The sequence below is a fragment of the Pseudomonas sp. AC112 genome (assembly GCF_979253545.1).
Genome location: NZ_CEEDCM010000001.1, coordinates 6,226,682 through 6,250,038 on the forward strand (window position 1 = coordinate 6,226,682; position 23,357 = coordinate 6,250,038).

General features: G+C 62.3%; 13 protein-coding genes. 6 read left to right on the forward strand and 7 right to left on the reverse strand.

The genetic code is table 11. The annotated features are described in order from the left end of the window. Positions 1 to 2: 2 nt before the first annotated feature. Positions 3 to 11,003 (reverse strand): amino acid adenylation domain-containing protein, encoded by an 11,001-nt coding sequence (locus AC0IYN_RS28580; RefSeq protein WP_471844422.1) that lies wholly within the window; start codon positions 11,001 to 11,003, stop codon positions 3 to 5. Positions 11,004 to 11,213: 210 nt separating this feature from the next. On the opposite strand from AC0IYN_RS28580, the gene AC0IYN_RS28585 reads away from it, so the two are divergent. Beyond that, positions 11,214 to 11,465, forward strand: a complete 252-nt coding sequence (locus AC0IYN_RS28585) for a type II toxin-antitoxin system HicA family toxin (protein ID WP_457239291.1) — start codon at positions 11,214 to 11,216, stop codon at positions 11,463 to 11,465. After that, positions 11,462 to 11,827 carry a type II toxin-antitoxin system HicB family antitoxin gene (locus AC0IYN_RS28590; RefSeq protein ID WP_406597198.1) on the forward strand — a complete coding sequence of 122 codons (366 nt, stop codon included), beginning with the start codon at positions 11,462 to 11,464 and terminating at the stop codon, positions 11,825 to 11,827. Before AC0IYN_RS28585 ends, AC0IYN_RS28590 begins: the two co-directional genes overlap by 4 nt. A gap of 380 nt (positions 11,828 to 12,207) precedes the next feature. Here AC0IYN_RS28590 and ispC read toward each other — a convergent pair whose 3' ends face one another. Further along, complete coding sequence (gene ispC, locus AC0IYN_RS28595) at positions 12,208 to 13,371, reverse strand: 1-deoxy-D-xylulose-5-phosphate reductoisomerase (protein WP_457267024.1); 1,164 nt, start codon at positions 13,369 to 13,371, stop codon at positions 12,208 to 12,210. Positions 13,372 to 13,684: 313 nt separating this feature from the next. On the opposite strand from ispC, the gene dxs reads away from it, so the two are divergent. From dxs to ispG, 3 genes are read left to right on the forward strand one after another with little or no spacing between them, the layout of a single operon-like run. Next, positions 13,685 to 15,505: a 1-deoxy-D-xylulose-5-phosphate synthase gene (dxs, locus tag AC0IYN_RS28600; RefSeq protein WP_406597196.1), complete on the forward strand. Its 1,821-nt coding sequence runs from the start codon at positions 13,685 to 13,687 to the stop codon at positions 15,503 to 15,505. Positions 15,506 to 15,507: 2 nt separating this feature from the next. Continuing rightward, positions 15,508 to 16,443, forward strand: coding sequence for a 4-hydroxy-3-methylbut-2-enyl diphosphate reductase (gene ispH, locus AC0IYN_RS28605; protein WP_406597195.1), 936 nt, complete (start codon positions 15,508 to 15,510; stop codon positions 16,441 to 16,443). Then, on the forward strand, positions 16,440 to 17,717 hold the full coding sequence (ispG, locus tag AC0IYN_RS28610) for a flavodoxin-dependent (E)-4-hydroxy-3-methylbut-2-enyl-diphosphate synthase (protein WP_471844426.1): 1,278 nt from the start codon (positions 16,440 to 16,442) through the stop codon (positions 17,715 to 17,717). Before ispH ends, ispG begins: the two co-directional genes overlap by 4 nt. Here ispG and AC0IYN_RS28615 read toward each other — a convergent pair. Beyond that, entirely contained in the window at positions 17,685 to 18,857 is a 1,173-nt protein-coding gene (locus tag AC0IYN_RS28615; RefSeq protein WP_471844428.1) for an MFS transporter, read from the reverse strand. The two genes, ispG and AC0IYN_RS28615, sit on opposite strands and share 33 nt — an antisense overlap. A gap of 141 nt (positions 18,858 to 18,998) precedes the next feature. On the opposite strand from AC0IYN_RS28615, the gene AC0IYN_RS28620 reads away from it, so the two are divergent. After that, a complete protein-coding gene (locus tag AC0IYN_RS28620) occupies positions 18,999 to 19,586 on the forward strand; it encodes a TetR/AcrR family transcriptional regulator (RefSeq protein ID WP_100491010.1) in 588 nt (195 codons plus the stop codon). Here the strand turns inward: AC0IYN_RS28620 and AC0IYN_RS28625 are convergent. The 4 genes from AC0IYN_RS28625 to AC0IYN_RS28640 are packed head-to-tail and all read right to left on the reverse strand — an operon-like array spanning position 19,570 to position 23,356. Next, the gene (locus AC0IYN_RS28625) at positions 19,570 to 20,925 is read right to left on the reverse strand and encodes an MATE family efflux transporter (RefSeq protein ID WP_406597191.1); all 1,356 of its coding nucleotides are present in this window, start codon (positions 20,923 to 20,925) and stop codon (positions 19,570 to 19,572) included. The genes AC0IYN_RS28620 and AC0IYN_RS28625 overlap by 17 nt on opposite strands. A 37-nt stretch (positions 20,926 to 20,962) precedes the next feature. Beyond that, entirely contained in the window at positions 20,963 to 21,946 is a 984-nt protein-coding gene (locus AC0IYN_RS28630) for an AAA family ATPase (RefSeq protein WP_471844432.1), read from the reverse strand. 3 nt (positions 21,947 to 21,949) lie between these two features. Beyond that, a complete protein-coding gene (locus AC0IYN_RS28635; RefSeq protein WP_406597189.1) occupies positions 21,950 to 22,993 on the reverse strand; it encodes an aliphatic amidase in 1,044 nt (347 codons plus the stop codon). Between the two features lie 15 nt (positions 22,994 to 23,008). Continuing rightward, the gene (locus AC0IYN_RS28640) at positions 23,009 to 23,356 is read right to left on the reverse strand and encodes an FmdB family zinc ribbon protein (RefSeq protein ID WP_457239295.1); all 348 of its coding nucleotides are present in this window, start codon (positions 23,354 to 23,356) and stop codon (positions 23,009 to 23,011) included. Position 23,357: the final 1 nt, after the last annotated feature.

The window sequence follows — 23,357 nt, forward strand, 5'->3', positions numbered from 1 at the left end:
GTTCAAATCGCCTCTAGTTCGCTCAAAAAGTCACGAAGATCATCAAAGTCTTCCGCGCTGCCGGCGCGGAAAGTAGCGGCGGCCTGGACATAGGCGCGCAGCGTTTCGGTCTGGAACACTTCCACCAGCGGCACTTCCAGCCCCAGTTCAGCCTGGACCCGCGAGGTGATCTGGATCGCCAGCAGGGAATGGCCGCCCACTTCAAAGAAGTTGTCGTTGAGGCCCACTTGCGGCAGGCGCAGCACGTCAGCCCAGATAGCGGCGACTTGCTGTTCCAGCTCGGTTTCGGGGGCCACATAGGCCTGTTGCAACAGGCTGGCGTCCGGCTCGGGCAAGCCCTTGCGGTCGAGTTTGCCGTTGGGGGTCAGCGGCATCTGCGCCAGGAACATGAAGTGCGTCGGCACCATGTAATCCGGCAGGCGGGTTTTCAGGGCGCGGCGCAGGGTTTCGCGCAACTCGGTTTCGTTGGCCAGGTTGCCATCTGCGGGCACCACATAAGCCACCAACTGTTTACCGGTCGGTCCTTCCTGGGCGACCACCACGGTTTCGCCGACGTTTTCCTGCTCACGCAGACGCGCTTCGATTTCGCCCAGCTCGATACGGAAACCACGGATTTTCACCTGATGGTCTACACGACCGAGGTAGTCCACCACGCCATCCGGACGACCACGGGTCAGGTCGCCGCTGCGATACACGCGGCTGCCCGGTTTGCCGAACGGGTCCGGCACGAAGCGCTCGGCAGTGAGTACCGGACGCTCCAGATAACCCCGCGCCACGCCCTCGCCGCCCAGGTACAACTCACCGGCTACGCCAATCGGCTGCAAGTTGAGTTGCGAGTCCAGCACGTAGCCGCTGCGATTGCCCAACAGTGTGCCAATCGGTGCATAGACGGCGCCGCACGGGTCGCCCTTGCGCGCTTTCCACAGCAGTGGCGTGACCACAGTTTCGGTCGGGCCGTAGCCGTTGAACAGGTAGGTCGGCTTGAGTGCGCGCCAGGCCAGGTCATAGCTGGCTTGGGCGACGGCATCGCCGCCAAAGCAGTACACACGCACCTTCGGCGGGTTGCCGTCACGCTCGGCATGCTCGGCCAGCTGTTGCAGGTACACCGGCGGGAACACCGCCATGGTCACGTTGTGGCGATGCATTTGCTGGTAGGTGTATTCCGGCAGCCACAGGCTGTCGTCGCGGATCAACACGCTCGCGCCGTTGATCAACGGGTGCATCCAGCCTTCGTGCGAGCCGTCGAAGGCGAAGGACATGAAGTGCAGTTCGCAGTCGGCGGGCGAGGTTTCATAACGCTCGCCGGTGGCGATGATATGGGCTACCAGTGGTCCGTGAGCAACGGCGACACCCTTGGGCATGCCCGTCGAACCAGAGGTGTAGATCACGTAGGCGAGGTTATCGCCGTCCAATTCGATTTGCGGAACCGTGTCACTGTGATCGGCCCATTCCTCGGTACGATCAATCGCCAGGCTATCAAGGCCGTCGGGAATCGGCAGTTGCTGCAACGCACTGGTGTGGGTCAGCAGCAACTGCGCGCGGCTGTCCTGCATCATGTACAGCAAGCGATCACGCGGGTATTCGATATCCAGCGGCACATACACGCCACCGGCCTTCATCACCGCGAGGAACGCCACCATGATTTCGGCACTGCGCGGCATGGCGATGGCCACGCGTACTTCCGGGCCGACGCCACGGGCGATCAGCGCATGGGCCAGGCGGTTGGCCTGGCGGTCCAGTTCGCCGTAGGTCAGGGTTTGCGCGTCGAATTTCACTGCCACGGCATCGGGGGTTTCGCGGGCACGGTCGCCGACCAGTTCGTGAACAAGTCGGGTAGCCGAGAAGCCGGCGTCGGTCTGGTTCCACAGCTGCAGGATGTGTTGTTGCTCATCCTGGCCCAGCAGGTTGAGTTGGCTGATGGGTTGCTGTTGGTCGGCAACCATTGCCTGCAACAGGTTTTGCCAGTGGCCGGCCATGCGCTCGATGGTCGCCGGGGCGAACAGATCGGTGGCGTAGCTCAGGGAGGCGCGGAGTTGGCTCTGGGACTCCTCGATATCCAGCGTCAGGTCGAAATGCGCGGCCGTTTCATCCCAGCTCACCGGGCTCATGTCCAGCTGTGCCAGGCGCTGTAAATGCTGGCCGGAGTGGCTGATATGGTGGTTGAACGCCACCTGGAACAACGGGCTCAAGCTCAGGCTGCGTTCAGGTTGCAGGGCTTCGACCAATTGCTCGAATGGCAGGTCTTGATGGGCTTGGGCTTCGAGCGCGCGCTGTTTGACCTGGGCTAGTAACTGGCGGACGGTGGTATGCCCGTCGATCTCGGCCTTGAGCACCTGGGTGTTCACAAAGAAGCCGATCAGCCGCTCGGTCTCGACCCGGTTACGGTTGGCAATCGGGACGCCCACGCGGATATCCTGCTGGCCGCTGTAGCGATGCAACAACGCCTGGTAGGAGGCCAACAACAGCATGAACAGGGTCACCCCTTCGCGCTGGGCCAGCACCTTGAGGCTATCGATCAGTGGGGTCGGCAGCGCAATATTCAACCGCGCACCGCGATGGGTCGGCACCGCCGGGCGCTGTTGATCGAAAGGCAACTCCAGTACCGGTTGCTCGCCGCCAAGCAGTTCACGCCAGTAGTCAAGTTGACGGGCCTTCTCCCCCGCCTCCATCCACGCGCGCTGCCACTGGGCATAGTCGGCGTACTGGATCGGCATGGCCGGCAATCGCAGAGGCTGGCCCTGGCTATAGGCGGCGTAGAGCTGTACCAATTCGTCGACCATCACTTGCATGGACCAACCGTCGGAGATGATGTGATGTTGCACCAGGACCAGCACATGCTCGTCTTCCGCCAGTCGCAGGAGATTCACACGCATCAGTGGCCCCTGGCGCAAATCGAACGGTTGGGCCACCAGCGCTTCGACCCTGGACTTGAGCTGCACTTCGTCGGTGAATTCCGACGCCAGTTCGATCCGCGCCTGTGGGCTGACCACTTGTACCGTGCGATCCGCCTCTTGCTGCAAGTGCGTGCGCAGGCTGTCGTGGCGCGCCACCAGGGTATCGAAGGCACGTTGCAGGGCAGAACGGTCCAGTGGGCCTTTCAAGCGCAGCGCACTGGGCACGTGATAGGCCGAACTGTGCGGGTCCAACTGCCAAAGGAACCACTGGCGTTCCTGGGCATAGGACAGCAACAGCGGCTGATCGCGATTCGCCGCCACTATCGCCGGCGCCGAAGTGCTGACGTCAGCCAGACTGCTGACAAAATCTCCAAGTATGGGTTGTTCAAACAGCGTCCTGAGCGACACTTCAATACCCAGCCCATGACGCACCCGGGACACCACCTGTGTGGCAAGCAACGAATGCCCGCCCATTTCGAAGAAGTGATCGTTGAGCCCGACCCGCTCGGCGCCCAACACTTGGGCCCAGATCGCCGCGACGCGTTGTTGCGTCTCGGTGACCGGTGCAATCCAATCGACCAGGGGTTGGCTGAGATCCGGCTTGGGCAGCGCGGCACGGTCAAGCTTGCCGTTGGGGCTCAGGGGCAGGCACTCCAGCAGGAGCACATGCGCTGGCACCATGTAGTCCGGCAGCTCTACGCGCAATGCGGCCTTGAGCGCCGCGCGCAACTCGGTCTGCTGGGTGTCAGACAGCGCCTGGCTGGCCACGACGTAGCCGACCAACTGGTTGTCCACGGCGATCACCAGCGCCTCGCGCACATTCGCCTGGGCCAACAGGCGCGCTTCGATTTCGCTCAATTCGATGCGGAAACCACGCACCTTGACCTGGTGGTCGATCCGCCCCACGTACTCGATCATCCCATCGGCGCGGTAACGTGCCAGGTCACCGGTGCGGTACAGGCGGCCAACGCCGTCGCGGCAGAAGGGGTCGGGAATGAAGCGATGGGCCGTCAGGTCCGGACGATTGAAGTACCCTCGCGCCAGTAACGGCCCGCCGATCACCAATTCGCCCGCGACGCCTACCGGCACCGGGTTGAGGTTGGCATCCAGCAGGTAGATGGCACGACCGTCCAGCACTCGGCCAATCGGCATCATCGACGGCAAGGCTTCACGGCCATCGACATAGGCGGCGCAGTCCAGGGCGGTGGCAGTCACCGTAGCCTCGGTGGGCCCATAGGTGTTGAGCAGGCGCACAGGCTGCAAACCCGCCGTGCGCCAGGCACTGAGGCCTTCCGGTGGCATGGCTTCACCGCCGATGTGCAGTTGGCGCAAGCGCCCGTAGCCACGCGGGCCCAGGTCTGCAAAATCACGCACCAGCGACAGCCAATAGGCAGTGGTCAGGTCGACCACGGAGATGTCGTGCTCAAGCAGTTGCTGGTAGAAGGTGTCGCTGTCCCACAGTTCGCCGCCGCGTACCACCACCGCCGCACCGCAGCACAGCGCCGGATAGAGCTGCTCGACAAAACCGTCGAAGTTGAACGTGCCGAATTGCAGCACTCGATCATGGGCTTGCAGCGCGAACAGTTCGGTGAACACTTCCACATGCCGCGCCAGTGACGCGAGGTCGATGCCCACGCCTTTTGGCCTGCCGGTCGAGCCGGAGGTGAACATGACGTAGGCCAGGTTGCCCGGCTGCGCCCTCGACACGGGGTTTTCGGCGCTGTAATCGGCCAGCCAGCCGGCGCCGGTTTCCAGGCAGACAAGCAGCAGGCTTGCGCTGATCGGCAGATGCTCCACCAACGGCTGCTGGGTCAGCAGCACTTGCAGGCCGCTGTCCTCGATCATGCATTGAAGGCGTTCGGCGGGGTATTTCGGGTCCAGTGGCACGTAAGCGCCGCCGGCCTTGAGCACGGCCAGCAAGCCGACGATCATCTCCAGGGAGCGGTCCACCGCAACGCCCACAAGGGTGTCGGCGCTGACGCCCAACTCGATCAGGCGATGGGCCAGGCGATTGGCGCGCACATTGAGCTCGGCGTAGGTCATGCGCTGCTGATCCAGGATCAGTGCGATGTTTTCTGGGTGCAACGCCGCTTGTTGTTCGAAGCGCTGCAATACGCTGGCCTGGGCGGATCGAGTGACACCCTTGGGGTCCCAGTCTTGCAGCATGCGGGTGTATTCATGGTCCAGTAGTAACGGGACGGCGCCCACGGCTTGCCCAGGCACATTGATAAATTGCTGCAGCAAGCCCTGCAGGTAGGCGCAGATGTGCTGCACGGTGTCAGTGGCGAAATCCGCTTGCCGGTATTCCAGGTGCAGGCTCAGTTGTTCGCCGCCGTGTACGGTAAGGGTCAACGGGTAGTTGGTGCGTTCCTGATGGCTGACCCCACTGAAACGCAGGCCGCCCTCGCCCGACTGCTCCAGGCTCTTGGCCACCGGGAAGTTTTCGAACACCACCAGCGTGTCAAATAACGCCTCACCGGCCGAACCGGCCCAGCGCTGGATATCAAACAGCGGCGTGTGTTCGTGTTCGCGCATTTCCAGGTTCAGTGCCTGTACGTTTTGCACCCAGTCGCTGACGCTTTGCGCCGGGCTGGGGGTGGCAATCAGCGGCAAAGTGTTGATGAACAGGCCGACTTGCTGCTCGACATTCGCCAGCTCTGCCGGGCGCCCGGACACCGTCACCCCACAGGCGACGCTGGACTGGCCAGTGTAGCGCTGCAGCAGCAACAGCCACGCCGATTGCACCAGGGTGTTGAGCGTCACTTGATGGGCACGTGCGAAATCGCTCAGGCGCTGCGTCTGAACCGCATCCAGCTCGTAAAGGAGTTCACCGTATTCAGCAGCACTGTGCCCTGTACGCTTGGCGACACTGCGCGCCAGGTGCGTGGGTTCATCCAATTGCCCCAGGCACTGGCGCCAGAACGCTTCGCCCACCGCAGGGTCCTGCCGTTGCAGCCAAGCAATGTGCTGGGAAAACGCCGCGCCCACCGGCGGCAGCGCCTGGCCTTTGCAAGCCTGCAGTACTTCATTGAGGACCAGGGCGTTGCTCCAGCCATCCATCAGGATGTGATGGCTGGTATAGATCAAGTGCCAGCGGTCTTCCCCGATACGTACCAGCGCCACCCGCAGCAACGGCGGACGCGCCAGCTCGAAGCCCTCACGATGGTGCTCGGCGGCGAGGCTGTCGAGGGCAGCGGCAAGGTCCTGACGCTCGCGCCAGTCGTATTCAGAGAACGGCAAGCTGACCTGGCGATGCACTACTTGCAGGGCCTGGCCCTGGTCGTCCTGCCAGACAAACCCGGTGCGCAACATGTCATGCCGTGCCAGCACCTGCTCCCAGGCGCGCTGGAAAACCGCCACGTCCAAACCCTGCACATCGGCGCGCAGTTGGCCGACGTAGATGTCATCCTCATCCTGCTGGTAGAGGCTGTGGAACAGCATGCCCTGTTGCATCGGCGACAGCGGATACAGGTCTTGTACCTCCCGCGCGGGCAGTGCCAGGTCGTCCAGCTGGGATTGGGTCAGTTGTGCCAAGGTCACGTCGGCCGGTGTCAGGCCGCCCTGTGTCGGCTCAACGCAATGTGCGATCAGCGCCAGCAGTTCCTGCTGGAAATCATCCGCCAGGCGCTGCACAGTCGCCACCTCGAACATCTCACGGCTGAAGCCCCATTGCAGCGCAAGTTCGCCGCCATACACCTGCCCTTCCACCGTCAGCCAGTTGGCCAGCGGTGCTTCCGGATCCTGGGCCTGGCCGCTGCCTTGGCTGGCCGGTACAAACAATGCCGAGTCGTTGAACTGACGGTCGAACTGGCCCAGGTAGTTGAACGTGATGCGCGGCGCGGCCAGGGTCGACAACGCTTCACGGGCGTCAGGCGTGCCGAGGTAACGCAACAGGCCGTAGCCAATGCCTTTGTTCGGCACGGCGCGCAGTTGCTCCTTCACCGACTTGATCGCCGCCGACAGTTCGCCCTCGGCGTGCAGGCGCACCGGGAACAGGCTGGTGAACCAGCCGACGGTGCGGCTCAGGTCGACCGTGTCGAACAGGTCTTCGCGGCCATGGCCTTCCAGCTGGATCAGCGCGGCCGGCTGCTCGCTCCAGCGGCTGATAACCCGTGCCAGCGCGGTCAGCAGCAGGTCGTTGACCTGGGTGCGGTAGGCCGCCGGGGCGTCTTGCAGCAATTGACGGGTGTGTTCGGCGCTCAGGCGGATTTCGAGCTTGCTGCCCAGGCGGTTCTGCAGGCCGCCTTGGGGGTTGTCGCAGGGCAGATCGGCGCTCGCCGTCTGGGCCTGCCAGTACGGCAGTTGCTCACCCAGCGTTTGTGCGTGGGCCTGCAACTGCTGCGCCCACGCTTGGTAGGCGCTGGTCTTGGCCGGCAACGCGGCGTTGCGGTAAGCCAGTTGCAGGTCTTCGAGCAGGATGCGCCACGATACGCCGTCGACTGCCAGGTGATGCACCACCAGCAGCAGGCGTTGGGTGCCATCGGCCATGCCGGCCAGGACCGCACGCAGCAGCGGGCCCTGTTCAAGATCGAGACTGCGTTGGGCCTCGTCGCAGAGTGCCGCCAACTCAGCCTCGTCGGCGACCTGGGACTGCCACAACGAAGCGCTGGCAACCGGCTCGCCATGAACCTGCTGCCAAGCGCCAGCCTGTTGCATAAAGCGCAGGCGCAGGGCGTCATGGTGGTTGATCAACCCGGTCAGGGCGGCTTCAAGGCGCACGGGGTCGAGGGTTTCACGCGGGGTCAGCAGCAGCGACTGGTTCCAGTGCTGACGCGCCGGGATCGCCTGCTCGAAAAAGCTGTGTTGCACGGGCGTGAGGCTCACCTCGCCGGTGACCGGCCCCTGGTCGATGACCGTTGCCTGTTCGAAGCGCGCCACCAACGCCAGGCTGCGCACGCTCTGGTACTGGAACAGGTCCCGTGGGCTGAGGCGAATGCCCGCCTGGCGCGCACGGCTGACCACCTGGATGGAGATGATCGAATCACCACCCAGCTCGAAAAAGTTGTCGTCAAGGCCGACTTGCTCCACACCCAGCACGTCGCTCCAGATCGCCGCCACGGCTTTCTGCACATCGTTTTCCGGTGCGGCATAGGCCTGCGGTGGCGCGGCATCCGGCAATGGCAGGGCCTTGCGGTCGAGCTTGCCGTTGGCGGTCACCGGCAGCTTGGCCAGGGGCACCATATGGGTCGGCACCATGTATTCCGGCAAGCTGCTCAGCAGCCAGGCTTTGAGGTCGGCCGGCGCCTGGTCTTCCAGCACCAGGTAGGCCACCAGTTGCTTGCCGCCTTGCACCAGCACCACGGCTTCGCGCACCGAGGGGTGTTGCATCAGGCGCGTCTCGATCTCGCCCAGTTCGATACGCAGGCCGCGCAGCTTGACCTGGTGATCGAGGCGCCCCAGGTATTCGATCACGCCGTCGGCACGCTGGCGCACGCGGTCGCCCGTGCGATACAGGCGCGCGCCGTCGCCGAAGGGGCTTGGCACAAAACGCTCGGCGGTGAGTGCCGGGCGCCGATGGTAACTGCGGGCCAGGCCGGTGCCGCCCAGGTACAGCTCGCCACTGACGCCCGCGGGCACCGGGTTGAGCTGAGCGTCGAGCACGTAGGTGCCGAGGTTGGCGATGGGCCGGCCGATGGGCACGCTGTCGGCACCTTCGTCGACGCAGGTCCAGTGGGTCACATCGATGGCCGCTTCGGTGGGGCCGTAGAGGTTGAACAGTCCGGCCTGTGGCAATTTGGCGAACACCTGCAACTGCGCATCCAGCGGCAAGGCTTCGCCGCTGCAGACGATACGCTGCAGACTGCCGCAGGCCTGCACACCCGGCTCATGGATAAACGCCTGGAGCATCGACGGCACGAAGTGCAAGGTGGTGATGCCGTGCCGCCCGATGGTGTCGATCAGGCGCGCGGGTTCGCGGTGTTCACCCGGTGCCGCCACCACCAGGCGTGCACCGGTCATCAGCGGCCAAAAGAACTCCCACACCGAAACGTCAAAGCTGAACGGGGTTTTCTGCAGCACCGCATCGCTGGCGTCCAGGCCGTAGGCCTGTTGCATCCAGCACAGGCGGTTGACCAACGCGCGATGGCTGTTGCCGGCGCCCTTGGGCTTACCGGTGGAGCCGGAGGTGTAGATCACGTAGGCGAGATTCAGTGCATGCATCGCCACGGCGGGCGATTCGCTGCTGTAGCCGTCGAGCCACAGTGCAGGCTGGTCCAGGGCAATCACTCGGGCACTAGCGGCGGGCAGCGATGGCAGCAGGCGCTGCTGGCTGAGCAGCAACCCGACGCCGCTGTCTTCGATCATGTAGGCCAGGCGTTCCTGGGGGTACTCGGGGTCCAACGGCACGTAGGCGCCGCCTGCCTTGAGAATGGCCAACAGGCCGACCACCATCTCGATGGAACGCTCGACGCAGATCCCCACCAACACATCCGGGCCAACGCCCTGTTCGCGCAAGGCATGGGCCAGTTGGTTGGCGCGCGCGTCCAGTTGGGCGTAGGTCAGCGTGGTCGCACCGAACACCAGCGCCGGCGCATCCGGGGTGGCCTGCACCTGGTCTTCAATCAGGTGGTGAATGCCGCGTGCGGTCGGGTACGCCTCGGCGGTCTGGTTCCAGGCGTGGACCAGCACATGCTGCTCATCCGCAGCCAGCATCGGTAACTCGCCAATGCGCTGCTCGCCTTCGCCCACCATGGCCTGCAACAGGCGCGTCCAGTGCAGGGCCATGCGCGCGACGGTCGGCGCGTCGAACAGGTCATTGGCGTAGGTCAGCGCAGCGTGCAGGGTGCCGGATTTTTCGTAGGTGTCGAGGGTCAGGTCGAACTGGGTCGTGCGACCTTGCCATTCCACCAGCGCCAGCTCCAGGCCGGAGGCAGTGCTGACGCTGGCAATGTCGGCCACCACCGGCTGGTGGTTGTACATGACTTGGAACAGCGGTGTATGGCTGAGGCTGCGCTCGATCTTGAGGGCTTCCACCAGGCGTTCGAAGGGCAATTCCTGATGAGCCTGGGCACCCAGCGCGTGCTCCTTGATGCCTTGCAGCAGCTCAGTGATACGGGTTTGCCCGGTCAGCTCGGTGCGCAACACCTGGGTGTTGACGAAAAAACCGATCAGCCCTTCAACTTCGGTGCGGTTGCGGTTGGCGATCGGCACGCCGACGCGGATATCGCCCTGCCCGGTGTAGCGATGCAGCAGCACATTGAAGGCGCCGAGCAACAGCATGAACAAGGTAACGTTGTGCTTTTGCGCGCAGGTACGCAGTTGCGCGGCCAACTGCGGGTCGATCGCGAAGGTGTGTCGCGTGCCTTGGTAGCTCGGCATGGCCGGGCGCGGGCGGTCGGTGGGCAGCTCCAGCACCGGGTGCTCATCACCCAGGCGCGCCTGCCAGTATTCCAGCTGACGTGCCTGCTCCCCGGCTTCCAGCCAGCGGCGCTGCCACAGCGCGTAGTCGCTGTACTGGATCGGCAGTGCCGGCAATTGCGGGGCCTGGTTGCGCTCATGGGCGTCGTAGCAACGGATGAATTCGTCGATCAGCACATTCATCGACCAGCCGTCGGAGACGATATGGTGCAGGGTCAGTAGCAGCACGTGCTCCCGGGCGTCGAGCTTGAGCAGTTGCACGCGCAGCAATGGGTCGTTTTCCAGGTCGAACGGCAGCAGCGATTGACGAGTCGCGGCTTGGTTGACGGCCTGTTCACGCTCGGCGGGGGCCAGATGGCTCAGGTCGAGTTGCTCGATAGTCAACGACGTGTCTGTCGCCACCTGCAACAGGCGCTCATCTGCCTGGCGCTGGAACACCGTGCGCAGGGTTTCGTGGCGTGCAACCAGGCTGGCAAACGCCTGCTCCAACGCGCCGAAGTTCAGCTCGCCCTTGAGCCGTACGGCGCCGGGCAAGTTATAGGCCCCACTGGCCGGGTCCAATTGCCACAGAAACCACATGCGCTGCTGCGCGTAGGACAGCGCCTGGCGATCCTCCGCTTCCACCCCTGCCGGAATCGGAAACCGGGAAAAATCCACCCCTTCTTTCTGCAAGGCCTGCAGGAACAATTGGCGCTTTTCCAGGGGCAACCCGATAAACCGGCGAGCAAGTTTCAAGGAGTCTTCAGCATTCATTTCTTGGAGTCCGGAGCAATAGGCAGGAAGCACAAAGGCACGTCGTCCCTATAAAACGAACCGCAGAGGGAAAAATTAGCGAGGGCATGGGAGGTACGGCGCGAGGTGTCATCAAGGGTTACATCAATCTCAGCAAGCCCAGCGAAAGACGAGCTAGCATTGACGAACACCACTTGTTGCAACTAAATTTAGTTACACGCAGGGAACGCCGTGTCCAAAAATGAAAAGCTGCTCGCCAAACTGCTCAACGAGCACACGGCATTTACCTGGCCCGAACGCGTGACACTGCTGCGCCGGCTGGGCTACACACAGATTGAAGGGGCTGGAAGCCGCGTCAGATTCGACATCGGTGACCCCAGTGCAATGATTACCTTGCACAAGCCTCACCCGGGCAACGAACTGAAACACTACATTCGGCGCCAGATCATCGAGCAATTGAAATCAGGAGAACTGATTCAGTGAACAATCAACTGCAACACAAAGGCTACATCGGCTCTATCGAAGCCAGCCTCGAAGACAACTGCCTGTTCGGCAAGATTCTGTTCATCAAGGCGCTGGTGAGCTACGAAGGAAAAACCGTCGCCGAGCTGGACGGCGCATTTCGTGAGGCGGTGGACGACTACCTCGCCACCTGCCAGACCCTGGGGCAAACACCGGAAAAACCCTGCAAGGGCTCCTTCAATGTTCGGGTCGGCCATGACCTGCATCTGGCGGCAGCCCTGGCAGCGACCCGTAAAAAGGTGACACTCAATGACCTGACACGCCAGGCGCTGAATGAATTCCTCAAACATCAAGGTGGGGATGCCTGCCCGGTAACGGGCTGACCTTCACCATCCAACCGGGCTTGGGCAATGGGTGGCGTTGCAGGTTACGATAGTAATGGTTGACTGAGCTGTGCCAATGAATGATACCGGCGACATAGTCCTTGAGCTTGTCCGCACAGAGCAAGATAAGTTGCCGGGTTTGCGATACGATCATCACGCAACTGACTTACGCAATTCATGGCGGTTTGCAGATCGCAATCAAGCAACTGACGCGCAGCACTTGAACTTAATACTTGCCGCCCCCAATTTCAGGGTCCAATAGCTGCTCACCGCCAATGATTTTTTTCATGGGTAATCTCCCTTTATAAACATGAAAAGTACGCAATGCCCACCTCAACCCTTTCGGCCATTTCTACTTAGATATCAGCGAGTTTGGCTAACTAACGTGCATATTGCCCGATCACTTGCGCACCCACTCGACGGGCCTGTTGGTCGACGCACAGTACATCATCAATACTGTTGATAGAGCAGGCAGGTGTGCCTTGCAGTACGTGTTCGATGACCCGCCAAATGTCGGTAAACCGTATCCGGTGGGCAAGAAATGCCTCCACGGCCACCTCATTCGCGCCATTCAACATTACACACGCCTCGGCGCCGGACTTAAGCGCTTCCAGGGCCAGAGCCAGGCACGGGAAGCGTTGCATATCCGGCCGCTCAAACGTCAGGGTCGCAATGGCTGCCAGGTCAAGGGGTAGCGCACCCGACGGTATCCGACGGGGGTAGGCCAAGGCATGTGCGATCGGGATGCGCATATCTGGATTGCCCAATTGGGCAAGCACGGATTGGTCTTGGTAAACCACCATCGAGTGGACGATGCTCTGAGGGTGGATCAATACATCAATGCGCTTGACCTCAATGTCAAATAGCCAGCGAGCCTCGATGACTTCCAGGCCCTTGTTCATCATGGTCGCCGAATCCACCGAAATTTTGCGGCCCATCGTCCAATTGGGATGCGCACAGGCTTGCGCCGGGGTCACCGCAGCCAGAGCCTGTTCGGGCCAGGTCCAGAAAGGGCCGCCGGATGCGGTGAGCAGCAAACGCTCCACGCCCCGAGGGTCTTGCAAGCACTGGAAAATCGCGTTGTGCTCACTGTCCACAGGTACCACGGTAGCCCCGGAAAGATTGGCGAGCTGCATAAAAAGCGCGCCGGACATGACCAGGGCTTCCTTATTGGCCAACAGGATTTTTTTCCCGGCACGCACGGCACTCATTGTGGGGAGCAGCCCCGCAGCCCCTACGATAGCGGCAATAACCGTGTCGTGGTCCGACGCGCCCGCAATAGCGCACAGTGCGTCGACCCCGCAATAGACTTCGGTACGCAGGCCAGCCGCCAAGAGATGGGCTTGCAACTCGATGGCGTGATGCGGCTCGCTGACCACAGCCAGCACCGGCCGGAATTTCAGGCATTGCTGGTACAGCTTGTCCATCCGCCGATGGGCTGTGAGGCCATGGACAGTGAACTCCTCGGGATTACGCGCGACTACATCTAAAATACTGTCGCCGATCGACCCGGTTGAACCGAGAACGAGCAGGCGTTGAGACATGATGGTGTCATCCTTGCTGACGATCTGTTAGGCGAATGGTCGTGCACATAATGTAACGCCGAGACTAGTCGCAGTACCGAGCGATAATAAATACGAACTTGCTATATATTATCTATCGTTTGAATCTATCTTTTCGCCCCGTTAAATCACGTACTCATCGTTCGTACAACAACGCACATTAATTATTTCAAAAAAGACTAAGAAACTTATTGCATACTTGAAATACACGCCTTAACTATTAGTAACTTCCCCACCACAGCCACCCCTTGGTCCGCAGTATCGTCCAATGGTATCCACCTATTGGAGTGCTGCCATGTTCGAACTACTAGACAGCATCAATACACCCATACGCCTGCGCACCCTACATCACGCAGCGTTGGCGCCGCTCGCCGACGAACTGCGATCGTTCATCCTGCACAGCGTTGGCGCCACGGGCGGTCATCTTTCCGCCAACCTGGGCACCGTCGAGCTGACCATCGCACTGCATTACGTTTTCCAAACGCCTGACGACCGTATTGTGTGGGATGTCGGTCACCAGGCGTATGCCCACAAGATCCTCACCGGTCGTCGTGATGACATGCCTGGGATTCGACAGTTCGGCGGTATCTCGGGTTTTCCTCGGCGTTGTGAATCGGTGTATGACTGTTTTGGCACTGCGCACTCCAGCACGTCGATCTCGGCGGCGCTGGGCATGGCGATCGCCGCTCGCAACACGGGTGAATCGCACCACTGCATCGCCGTCATCGGCGATGGCGCCCTGAGTGGCGGCATGGCCTTCGAAGCACTGAACAATGCAGCCTTGTATCCAGACCTTCAGTTTCTAGTGATCGTCAACGACAACGACATGTCGATCTCTCCCTCCGTGGGTATGTTGCGCGAGCACTTGGGCGCCTTGATCGCCAACCGGCATGGCAACCCTGAGGCCAACCTTTTCAATGCGATGGGGCTGCCCTACACCGGCCCTATCGACGGGCACGACCTGCCAGAATTGCTGCGAGCGCTGCGAACCCTCAAAACCTGTCGAGGCCCGCAGTTGCTGCATGTGGTCACCGAAAAAGGTCATGGCTATTCGCCCGCCGCTGCCGATCCAGTGCTGTACCACGGCCCTGGCAAGTTCAATCCCGCCGAGGGCATTCGCAAATCGCCCTCTGCCAGCCTCACTTACACCCAAGTCTTCAGCCAGTGGCTGGTAGACGCCGCCGAGCGAGACTCACGTGTCATTGCCATCACCCCCGCCATGCGCGAAGGCTCTGGTCTCGTCGAGTTCGAGCGGCGGTTTCCTGAGCGTTATTTCGATGTGGGCATTGCCGAACAACACGCCCTCACCTTCGCGGCCGGCCTCGCCGCCGATGGGATGAGACCCGTGGTAGCCATCTACTCGACGTTCCTGCAACGGGGTTATGACCAACTCATCCACGACATCGCCCTGCAGGGTTTGCCGGTGGTATTTGCCATCGACCGTGCCGGATTTGTCGGTGCCGATGGGGCAACGCATATGGGTCAGTTCGACATGGCCTACCTACGCTGCATCCCGGGTCTCACGTTGATGGCGCCAGCGGACGAGCAGGAATGCCGGCAAATGCTGCAGACCGCGCTGCAACAGGAAGGGCCCTGTGCGGTGCGCTACCCGCGCGGCACAGGAAGCGGCATAGCGCCGGGCAGCGAGCTGACGACACTGCCGTTGGGCAAGGGCGTCGTCAGCCGTCGGAGTACGCAACCCAGGGGGCAACGCATTGCGATTCTGGCGTTTGGTTCGATGGTCTCAGTCGCGCTGCAGACGGCAGCATTGATAGATGCCACGGTGGCCAACATGCGTTTTATCAAGCCGCTGGATACTCAACTGTTACAGGCGTTGGCACGGGAGCACGATTGGCTCGTCACCCTCGAGGAAGGGTGTGTCATGGGTGGCGCGGGTTCCGCTTGCCTGGAATTCCTCAGCAGCCAAGGGGCGTGTCTGCCGACATTGCAGTTGGGCATGCCCGATCAATTCATCGAGCACGGCGCGACTGAAACGTTACTCAACCAGTACGGCCTGGATGCAGAGGGGACAGAACTAGCAATTCGTCGGTATGCCCAGGCCCTGGGGTTGGGCTGCCCTGCCGCGCCGTCAGTGTTCCATCAAGCGAGTGCCTGAACATGAAGGTAATCCTTGCCCAGCCTCGTGGCTTTTGCGCGGGCGTTGTACGCGCCATCGATACGGTAGAACACGCCTTGGCGCAGTTCGGCGCGCCGGTCTACGTGCGCCATGAGATCGTACATAACCGGCATGTGGTTGAGTCGCTACAGAATCAGGGCGCGACGTTTGTCGAAGAACTCGACGAAGTCCCCCCAGGCGCGGTGACCATTTTCAGTGCGCATGGGGTTGCCCTCACGGTAGAGAACCAGGCTCGAGACCGTTACTTGCACGTTGTGGACGCGACGTGTCCGCTGGTGACAAAAGTCCACAACCATGGACGCCAGTACGTCGCCAAGGGCTACCAACTGATATTGATCGGCGAGCCGGGCCACCCGGAAGTCATCGGTATACAGGGCCAGGTCGGCGCGCCTGTCACCTTGATCCAGACCGTTGAACAGGTCGCGGCGCTGCGGTTCCCCGGCGATACGCCGCTGGCTTACCTCACCCAGACCACCCTCAGCGTCGACGATACCCGCGCGGTGGTTGCGGCCTTGATGCAGCGTTACCCTCACATCGTTGGGCCGGCCAGTCGGGATATTTGCTACGCCGTTCAAAATCGCCAGCAAGCCGTGCGTGAACTGTGCACCCAGGTTGATGTGCTGTTGGTGGTGGGCAGCGAGAAAAGCGCCAATTCCGTGACCTTGTGCGCACTGGGCAATGCCATCGGTACACCCAGCCATCTGATAGCCGATGGCAGTGCCCTTGAGCCCGATTGGTTTACCCCCGACACAACCGTCGGTATCACCGCCGGCGCCTCCACGCCCGAAGCATCGGTGAAGGATGTTCTGGTCGCGCTGAAAAGTCTGGCACCGTTGCAGATCCAGACGCTGCCGGGGCGTGAGGAACGGGTCGAATTCCGTCCGCCACCCGGGCTGACACTCAGGCAACTGCCATGAAGACGCCTGTTCTGCGGCGCGTTACCCGTCAAGTGCATATCGGTGCCGTGCGGCTGGGCAGTGACGCACCGATCGTGGTGCAGGCCATGACCAACACGGACACCGCCGATGCCCAGCGCACGGCGGTGCAAGTCGAAGAACTGGCGCTTGCCGGGGCGGAACTGGTGCGTATCACCGTCAACAGCCATGCAGCCGCAGCCCAAGTGGCGGCTATACGGACGCTGCTGGACGCCCGTAAAATCGACGTCCCCTTGGTGGGTGACTTTCACTTCAATGGCCATTCCCTGCTGGCCGCCTACCCCGAATGCGCCCAGGCGCTGGCTAAATACCGGATCAACCCCGGCAATGTCGGCAAGGGCGCACGCCGCGATGAACAGTTCTGCCAGATGATCGAAATCGCTTGCCGCTACGACAAGCCGGTGCGTATCGGCGTCAACTGGGGCAGCCTGGATCAGGACCTGCTCGCCCGTATGATGGATGCCAACGCCGCCCTGCCCGTACCACTGCAGGCAGACGGGGTGATGCGCGAAGCGCTGGTGGTGTCGGCGCTGGAAAATGCCCAGCGAGCAATAGACGTCGGCCTGCCGCCGGACCATATCGTGTTATCCGCCAAAGTCAGCCACGTGCAGGACCTCATCGCGGTCTACCGCAGCTTGGCCGCACGGTGTGACTTCCCCTTGCACCTGGGGCTGACCGAAGCCGGCATGGGCTCAAAGGGCATCGTTGCCTCGACGGCAGCCCTGGCCGTGCTGTTGCAGGAAGGCATTGGCGACACCTTGCGCATTTCCCTTACCCCAGACCCCGGCGGCGCGCGCGACCGTGAAGTGCAAGTCGCGCAGCAAATCCTGCAAACCATGGGCTTGCGGGCGTTTACCCCGCAAGTGGTGGCATGCCCCGGTTGTGGACGGACCACCAGCGTGTTTTTCCAGGCACTGGCGCAACAGATCGAGGCCTACCTGCACACGCAAACGCCGGTATGGCGCGCCCGCTATCCCGATGTCGAACACCTGCAGGTTGCGGTCATGGGCTGCGTGGTCAACGGCCCGGGTGAAAGTCGCCTGGCCGATATCGGTATCTCGTTGCCAGGTGCCGGTGAACACCCGTCGGCCCCGGTCTACATCGATGGCGAGCGCGTGACGACACTCAAGGGTCAATCCATCGCCACGGATTTCATTCAGCTACTTGAGGCGTATGTCCGCTCACGTTACGGCCACCAGGGGCAACACCTGCAGGCACTGCTTTCAGCCCAGGCGCCGATAGCCAAGCAACGCTGAACCCAACACTACGGCCCCCGCCGCCAACGCCACGTAGAACCCGCTGGTGGCGCCGAAGTGGTCGATCATCCAACCGGAACTCGCGGCACCGATGGCCACGCCGATGCTGAGGCCGGTGATCAGCCAGGTCATGCCTTCGGTCAGGCGACTGGCGGGTACGATCCGCTCCACCAGGGCCATGGATACGATCAGCGTGGGAGCGAAGAACAGCCCGGAGATAAAGATCGCCACCGCCAGCCCGGGAATATTGCTCACCAGCAGCAACGGCAAGGTAGTCAGCGCCGTAGCCACGCCGCAGTACAGGAACTGCCGGGGCAGCGGCGCCTTGAGCTTGAGCGTGCCGAACGCCAGCCCCGCCAGGCACGAGCCGATGGCATACACCGACAGCACGATGCTCGCCGCCGCCGGCTGGCCCTGGTGCTGGGCAAAGGCGACGCTGACCACGTCCACCACTCCGACGATCACGCCCATGGCCAGCAGCAGGATCATCAGGATCAGCACCGGGGGTGAAGCGATCAGCCAGCGGCCGTGGTGGTCCTGATGTGCATGCACAGGCGGCTCGGTCGCGCGCTGCAGTACAAAGGTGGTGACGCCCACCGCCAGCAACAGCGCCGCCACCAAGGGCCCCGCTTCCGGGAACAGCACCACGCTCAGCCCCACCGAAATCGGCGGGCCGATAATGAAGCACACCTCGTCCAGCACCGATTCCAGCGCAAAGGCGGTCTGCAGCTTGGGCTGGCCTCGGTAAACCTCGGTCCAGCGCGCCCGCACCATGGCCGACATGTTGGGCATGCAACCGGCCAGGGCCGCGAACAGAAACAGCGTCCAGTTCGGCGCCTGCAAGCGGGTACACAGCAGCAACATCAACAACGCCCCGCCGCCGATCAGCGCGGCAATCGGCAGCACCCGGCCCTGGCTGTAGCGGTCCACCAGGCGTGAAACCTGCGGCGCGCAAAACGCCGTGGCCAGGGCAAACACCGCCGCTACCGAGCCCGCCAGGCCGTAGCCGCCGTGCACCTGCGACAGCATGGTGATCAGGCCTATCCCGGTCATCGACACGGGCATGCGCGCGAGCATGCCCGCCAGTACAAAGGCCCGGGCACCGGGGGCCTGGAACAACTCGGCGTAGGGGTTTGCCATCCTGCTTGACCTCTTCCTGAACGCCCGGGAACTTGCTATCTGCAAGCATCGAGGCAAAATACATACGGTGCGTATGTGGCAAATCATGCTTAACATACGCAACGTATGTCAATCTTTCACTTGCCCATTGTGAGCTTAACCATGAGCCGAGCCCGTGCCGAAATGATCGAAGACACCCGCGCTAGGCTGATCGCCAGCGCCCGCCAGGCCTTCGCCACCCAAGGCTATGCGAACACATCGATGGACGATTTTACCGCCCGCGCCGGCTTGACGCGCGGAGCGCTGTATCACCACTTTGGTGACAAGAAGGGGCTGTTAGCCGCCGTGGTTGCCCAGCTTGACAGTGAGATGGACAGCCGTTTGCAGCGCATTTCAGATGAAGCGGCAGACCCTTGGAGCGGCTTTTGCGAACGTTGCCGCGCTTATTTGCGCATGGCCCAGGACGGGGAAATCCAGCGCATTGTGCTGCAGGATGCGCCGGCCGTATTGGGCGATACCGGCTCCCAGCACCATTGTGTCGAGTCGATGCAGCATCGGTTGGAAGCCCTGATGCAAGCCGGTGTCATTCACCCCGCCCCGAGCGCCGCGCTGGCGCAATTGATCAACGGCAGCCTGGTCAATACTGCCCTGTGGATCGCCCGGGAAGAGCACCCGGACGAGCGGCTGGAGCAAGGCTTGCAAGGCCTGGAACTATTGTTGCGTGGCCTGAGCCTTACACCAACCGCTTGATCTGCTTGTGACGCCACACCAAACGGTAATACGCCGTCTGCAATAGCAGCATGGCCAGGTAGGTCACCGGAAAGGCCATCCACACCCCTTCCAGGCCGAAGTGGGCGTTGAGCACGTACGCCATCGGCAGCTCGACGCACAGCACGCAGAAGATCGAGATGATCACCGGCATCAGCACCACGCCGCTGGCGCGCATGATCCCGCCGATCACGGCCTGGAAGCCGAAGACCAAAATGCTCCACAACATGATGTGCAACAGGTGTTCGGCATTGACCCGTGCCGCGTCATCGGTGATGAACAGGCCGAGCAGCCAGTGGGACAGGACATAACCCAGGACAATCAGGCCACCGGTCAGGCAGGTGTTGATCAACAGGCCGGTGCGCAGGATCGGCCCGATGCGCTCCAGACGCCCGGCGCCAATCGCCTGGGCGCCGAGGATCGAGGCGGTAATGGCAATCGACAGCGCCGGGAACTGCACGTAGTTGACGATCTGCGTCACTGCGCCATAGGCCGCCGTGGCCTGCGACCCATGGCCGTTGACCAGGGCGAGGATGACCAATTCCGACAGCGACAGCACCACCATCTGCAGGCCGGTAGGCAAGCCGATGCGCAGGACTTTGCCGAGAATCACAGGGTCCAGGCGCAAGGCCGCGAGCAGTTCGCGGTCCGGCGCCATCACATGGTTTTTATGCCGAAGGCGCAAGACCAAAAACAGCATGGCCAACGTGTTGCCCACCAACCCTGCATACACCGCGCTCTGGATGCCCATGGGCGGCAAGCCGACCCAGCCGCGAATCAGCGCCGGGGTCAGCAGCAGGCCGACCAGGGTCGAGACCATCAATGCCAGCAACGGTGAGATCGTGTCGCTGACGCCGCGCAGTAACTGGGTGTAGAGGATGAACACCAGCAGCAACGGCATGATCAGCATCATCTTCTGGGCATAGCCGACCGCATCGTCGAGCACGTCCACCGGCGTGCCCAGCGCCTGCAACGCCGGACGCGCAAACAGGCTGCCCAACACTGCGGCAATCAGGCCGACCAGTGCGCCGAGGGTCAGGGTCGCACCGGTAATCACCTTGACCATCCCCGTTTCCTGCGCGCCCCAGGCCTGGCCGATCAGCACCGAGGCGCCCGCCCCCAGGCCGATCACCAGGGCAATGAAGAAAAACACGATGGGAAACATGCCCGACACCGCGGCCAGCGCCTGGGTGCCGAGCATCTGCCCGACATAGATGCCGTTGAGCGTGCCGGAAAAACTTTGCAGGAAGTTGGACAGCACCATGGGGGCGAGAAAGATCAGGTAGATCTGCCACAGCGGTCGTTGCAAGGGGCTTTGCATGAAAAACGGGGCCTCGGAAAACTAAAGCGTCCGAGGGTTATACCGGAAGTGGATCCCATCTTCCTGTGCTTTCGGGTTCAACCACCAGACAAGCGCCGCGCACCGTCGCACTCAGGTGCCGGGCCTGACCTTGCAACAGGCATTCGGCAATCGCCGGTTCCAGTTCGACGCGCAAGCGTCTGGTCAGCGCCCTCGCGCCGAATCGCGTGTCATGTTGACGACACAGCCAGGCGCGCGCCTGCTCATCCAGCACCAATGAACGTTGATGCGCCGCCAGGCGCTGGTTGAGCTTGGCAAGTTCCACCTCCAGCAGTGCTTCCAGCCACCGCGCGTCGATGGGCTCAAACATCAGGATGCGATCGATGCGGTTGAGGAACTCCGGTTCGAAGTGCCCATGCAGCGCCTCCTCCAGCACCTGCGCCTCGCCCCGCACACACACGCGCAGCAGACGCCGCCAGCCTTGGGCAAACCGCAGGCGATGCCGGCGCGCCTGTTGCGCGCCGATATTGCTGGTCATGAAGATCAGGCTGTTGCGAAAGTCCAGCGTGCGCGTGCCACCGGCCAGGGTCAGTTGACCGTTTTCCAGAATGCCCAACAGGCTGCGCACCACTTCCTGGCTGGCTTTTTCCAGTTCATCGAAGAGCACGATCCCCGGCCGGCTATAGGTGCCCTGGATCAACTCGCTGTTGAACAGGCTGATGCCCTCCTTGCTGCCCACATACCCGGGCGGCGCGCCGGTCAGCGCGGCGGCGTAATGCTCCTGGGCCAGGGTGTGCATGTCGATGCGGCAGAAACCATCGGCGCGACCTTGCAGCGCCTGGGCCAGCAGGCGCACGATTTCGGTCTTGCCGACCCCGGTCGGGCCCATGAAGAGGTTGACGCTCAGCGGGCGGTCACGTTCGCCGATATCGGCCTTGACCACCTTGAGCAGGCCTTCCACCTGGGCCAACGCCGCGTCCTGGCCGACGATCCGGCTGCGCAGCAAGGCCATGACCTGGGCGGGTTCAAAGGTAAAGCGCATGCCCTACCCCGCCGTCTTTGCTTGACCACCATGGGGCAATTGCCCCACCGGGCACTCCGCGACGCCGACCGTGCTGCGGGTGATCTTCTCGACGTTTTCCTGGGCTTTCTGTGCATCCAGGACCCAGGTGCGGTAGAACTCGAACGGACAATCCGCCACGCCCTTGTCGCCATCCCCCGAGGCGTGCATGCCGGTGTAGCCCCGGTGCAGCAGCTTGAACAGATGGTTCTGCGACTGGTCATTGGCCCGCGCATCGCGGATCTGCGACACCGACAACTGCGCGTACTGGATGCCCATCTCCTCCTCGCCACACTCACCCAGGGTGCGCCCGTCAAAGCCGATGATCGCCGAGTGGCCGAAGTACGAATACACGCCGTCGAACCCGGCCGCGTTGGCCACCGCCACATAGCAGTTATTGGCCCAGGCCATGCTCTTGGACATCTGCACCTGCTGCTCCTTGGCCGGGTACATGTAGCCCTGGCAACGCACGATCAACTCAGCACCCTTCATCGCGCAGTCGCGCCAGATCTCCGGGTAGTTGCCGTCGTCGCAGATGATCAGGCTGATCTTCATGCCCTTGGGCCCGTCGCACACGTACGTGCGGTCCCCCGGATACCAACCCTCGATGGGGCACCAGGGAATGCACTTGCGATAGCGCTGCACGATCTCGCCAAGATTATTGATCAGCACCAGCGTGTTGTAGGGCGCCTTGTGCGGATGTTCTTCGTGACGCTCGCCGGTCAGGGAGAACACGCCCCAGGTATCCGCCTGGCGGCAGGCTGCCGAGAAAATCGCGGTTTCTTCGCCGGGAATGCTTGCGGCGGTCGCCATCATTTCATCGTGGTCATACAGGATGCCCATGGTGCTGTATTCCGGGAACACCACCAGGTCCATGCCGGGCAAGCCTTGCTTCATGCCGACAATGATCTCGGCGATCTTCTGTGCGTTGTCGATGACCTCGGCCTTGCTGTGCAGGCGCGGCATCTTGTAGTTCACCACCGCTACACCGACGGTGTCCGGGCTGCTGGAAATGTCGCCATGGCGCATTGCAACGCTCCTGTTCTAGTGACTGATCATCCACGGCCGTGGGCCGGTGCGGGTCTTGAGCCCCAAGGGGTTGGCCTTGCTGGGCTCGACCTGCTTGCGGGTACCGCAGCAACTGCACCCGGCCGGGTGTTTGCGGCTGTCCTGGTATTCGCCAACGGTTTGCGGCGCATGGGCGCTGCGCTCGTTACCGGCGATGGCCTTGCGCTGCTGGGCCGACAAGGTTTGCAGCGCCGGGGCCGACACCCGCAACTGCCCACCCGGCCCTTCGCAATAAGGGCACTGGCTGGGTTCGTTGCGCTGGGCAATCGGGCGCAGCATTGTGAAGGTGCCGCAGGTGTCGCAGGCGTATTCGTAGGTCGGCATG

Bases quoted from the DNA above. Each gene is read 5' to 3' on its own strand.
- ispG (WP_471844426.1), top strand. From the start codon at position 16,440: ATGAAGACGCCTGTTCTGCGGCGCGTTACCCGTCAAGTGCATATCGGT.
- AC0IYN_RS28580 (WP_471844422.1), bottom strand. From the start codon at position 11,003: ATGAATGCTGAAGACTCCTTGAAACTTGCTCGCCGGTTTATCGGGTTG.
- ispC (WP_457267024.1), bottom strand. From the start codon at position 13,371: ATGTCTCAACGCCTGCTCGTTCTCGGTTCAACCGGGTCGATCGGCGAC.
- AC0IYN_RS28615 (WP_471844428.1), bottom strand. From the start codon at position 18,857: ATGGCAAACCCCTACGCCGAGTTGTTCCAGGCCCCCGGTGCCCGGGCC.
- AC0IYN_RS28630 (WP_471844432.1), bottom strand. From the start codon at position 21,946: ATGCGCTTTACCTTTGAACCCGCCCAGGTCATGGCCTTGCTGCGCAGC.
- AC0IYN_RS28625 (WP_406597191.1), bottom strand. From the start codon at position 20,925: ATGCAAAGCCCCTTGCAACGACCGCTGTGGCAGATCTACCTGATCTTT.
- ispH (WP_406597195.1), top strand. From the start codon at position 15,508: ATGAAGGTAATCCTTGCCCAGCCTCGTGGCTTTTGCGCGGGCGTTGTA.
- dxs (WP_406597196.1), top strand. From the start codon at position 13,685: ATGTTCGAACTACTAGACAGCATCAATACACCCATACGCCTGCGCACC.
- AC0IYN_RS28635 (WP_406597189.1), bottom strand. From the start codon at position 22,993: ATGCGCCATGGCGACATTTCCAGCAGCCCGGACACCGTCGGTGTAGCG.
- AC0IYN_RS28640 (WP_457239295.1), bottom strand. From the start codon at position 23,356: ATGCCGACCTACGAATACGCCTGCGACACCTGCGGCACCTTCACAATG.
- AC0IYN_RS28620 (WP_100491010.1), top strand. From the start codon at position 18,999: ATGAGCCGAGCCCGTGCCGAAATGATCGAAGACACCCGCGCTAGGCTG.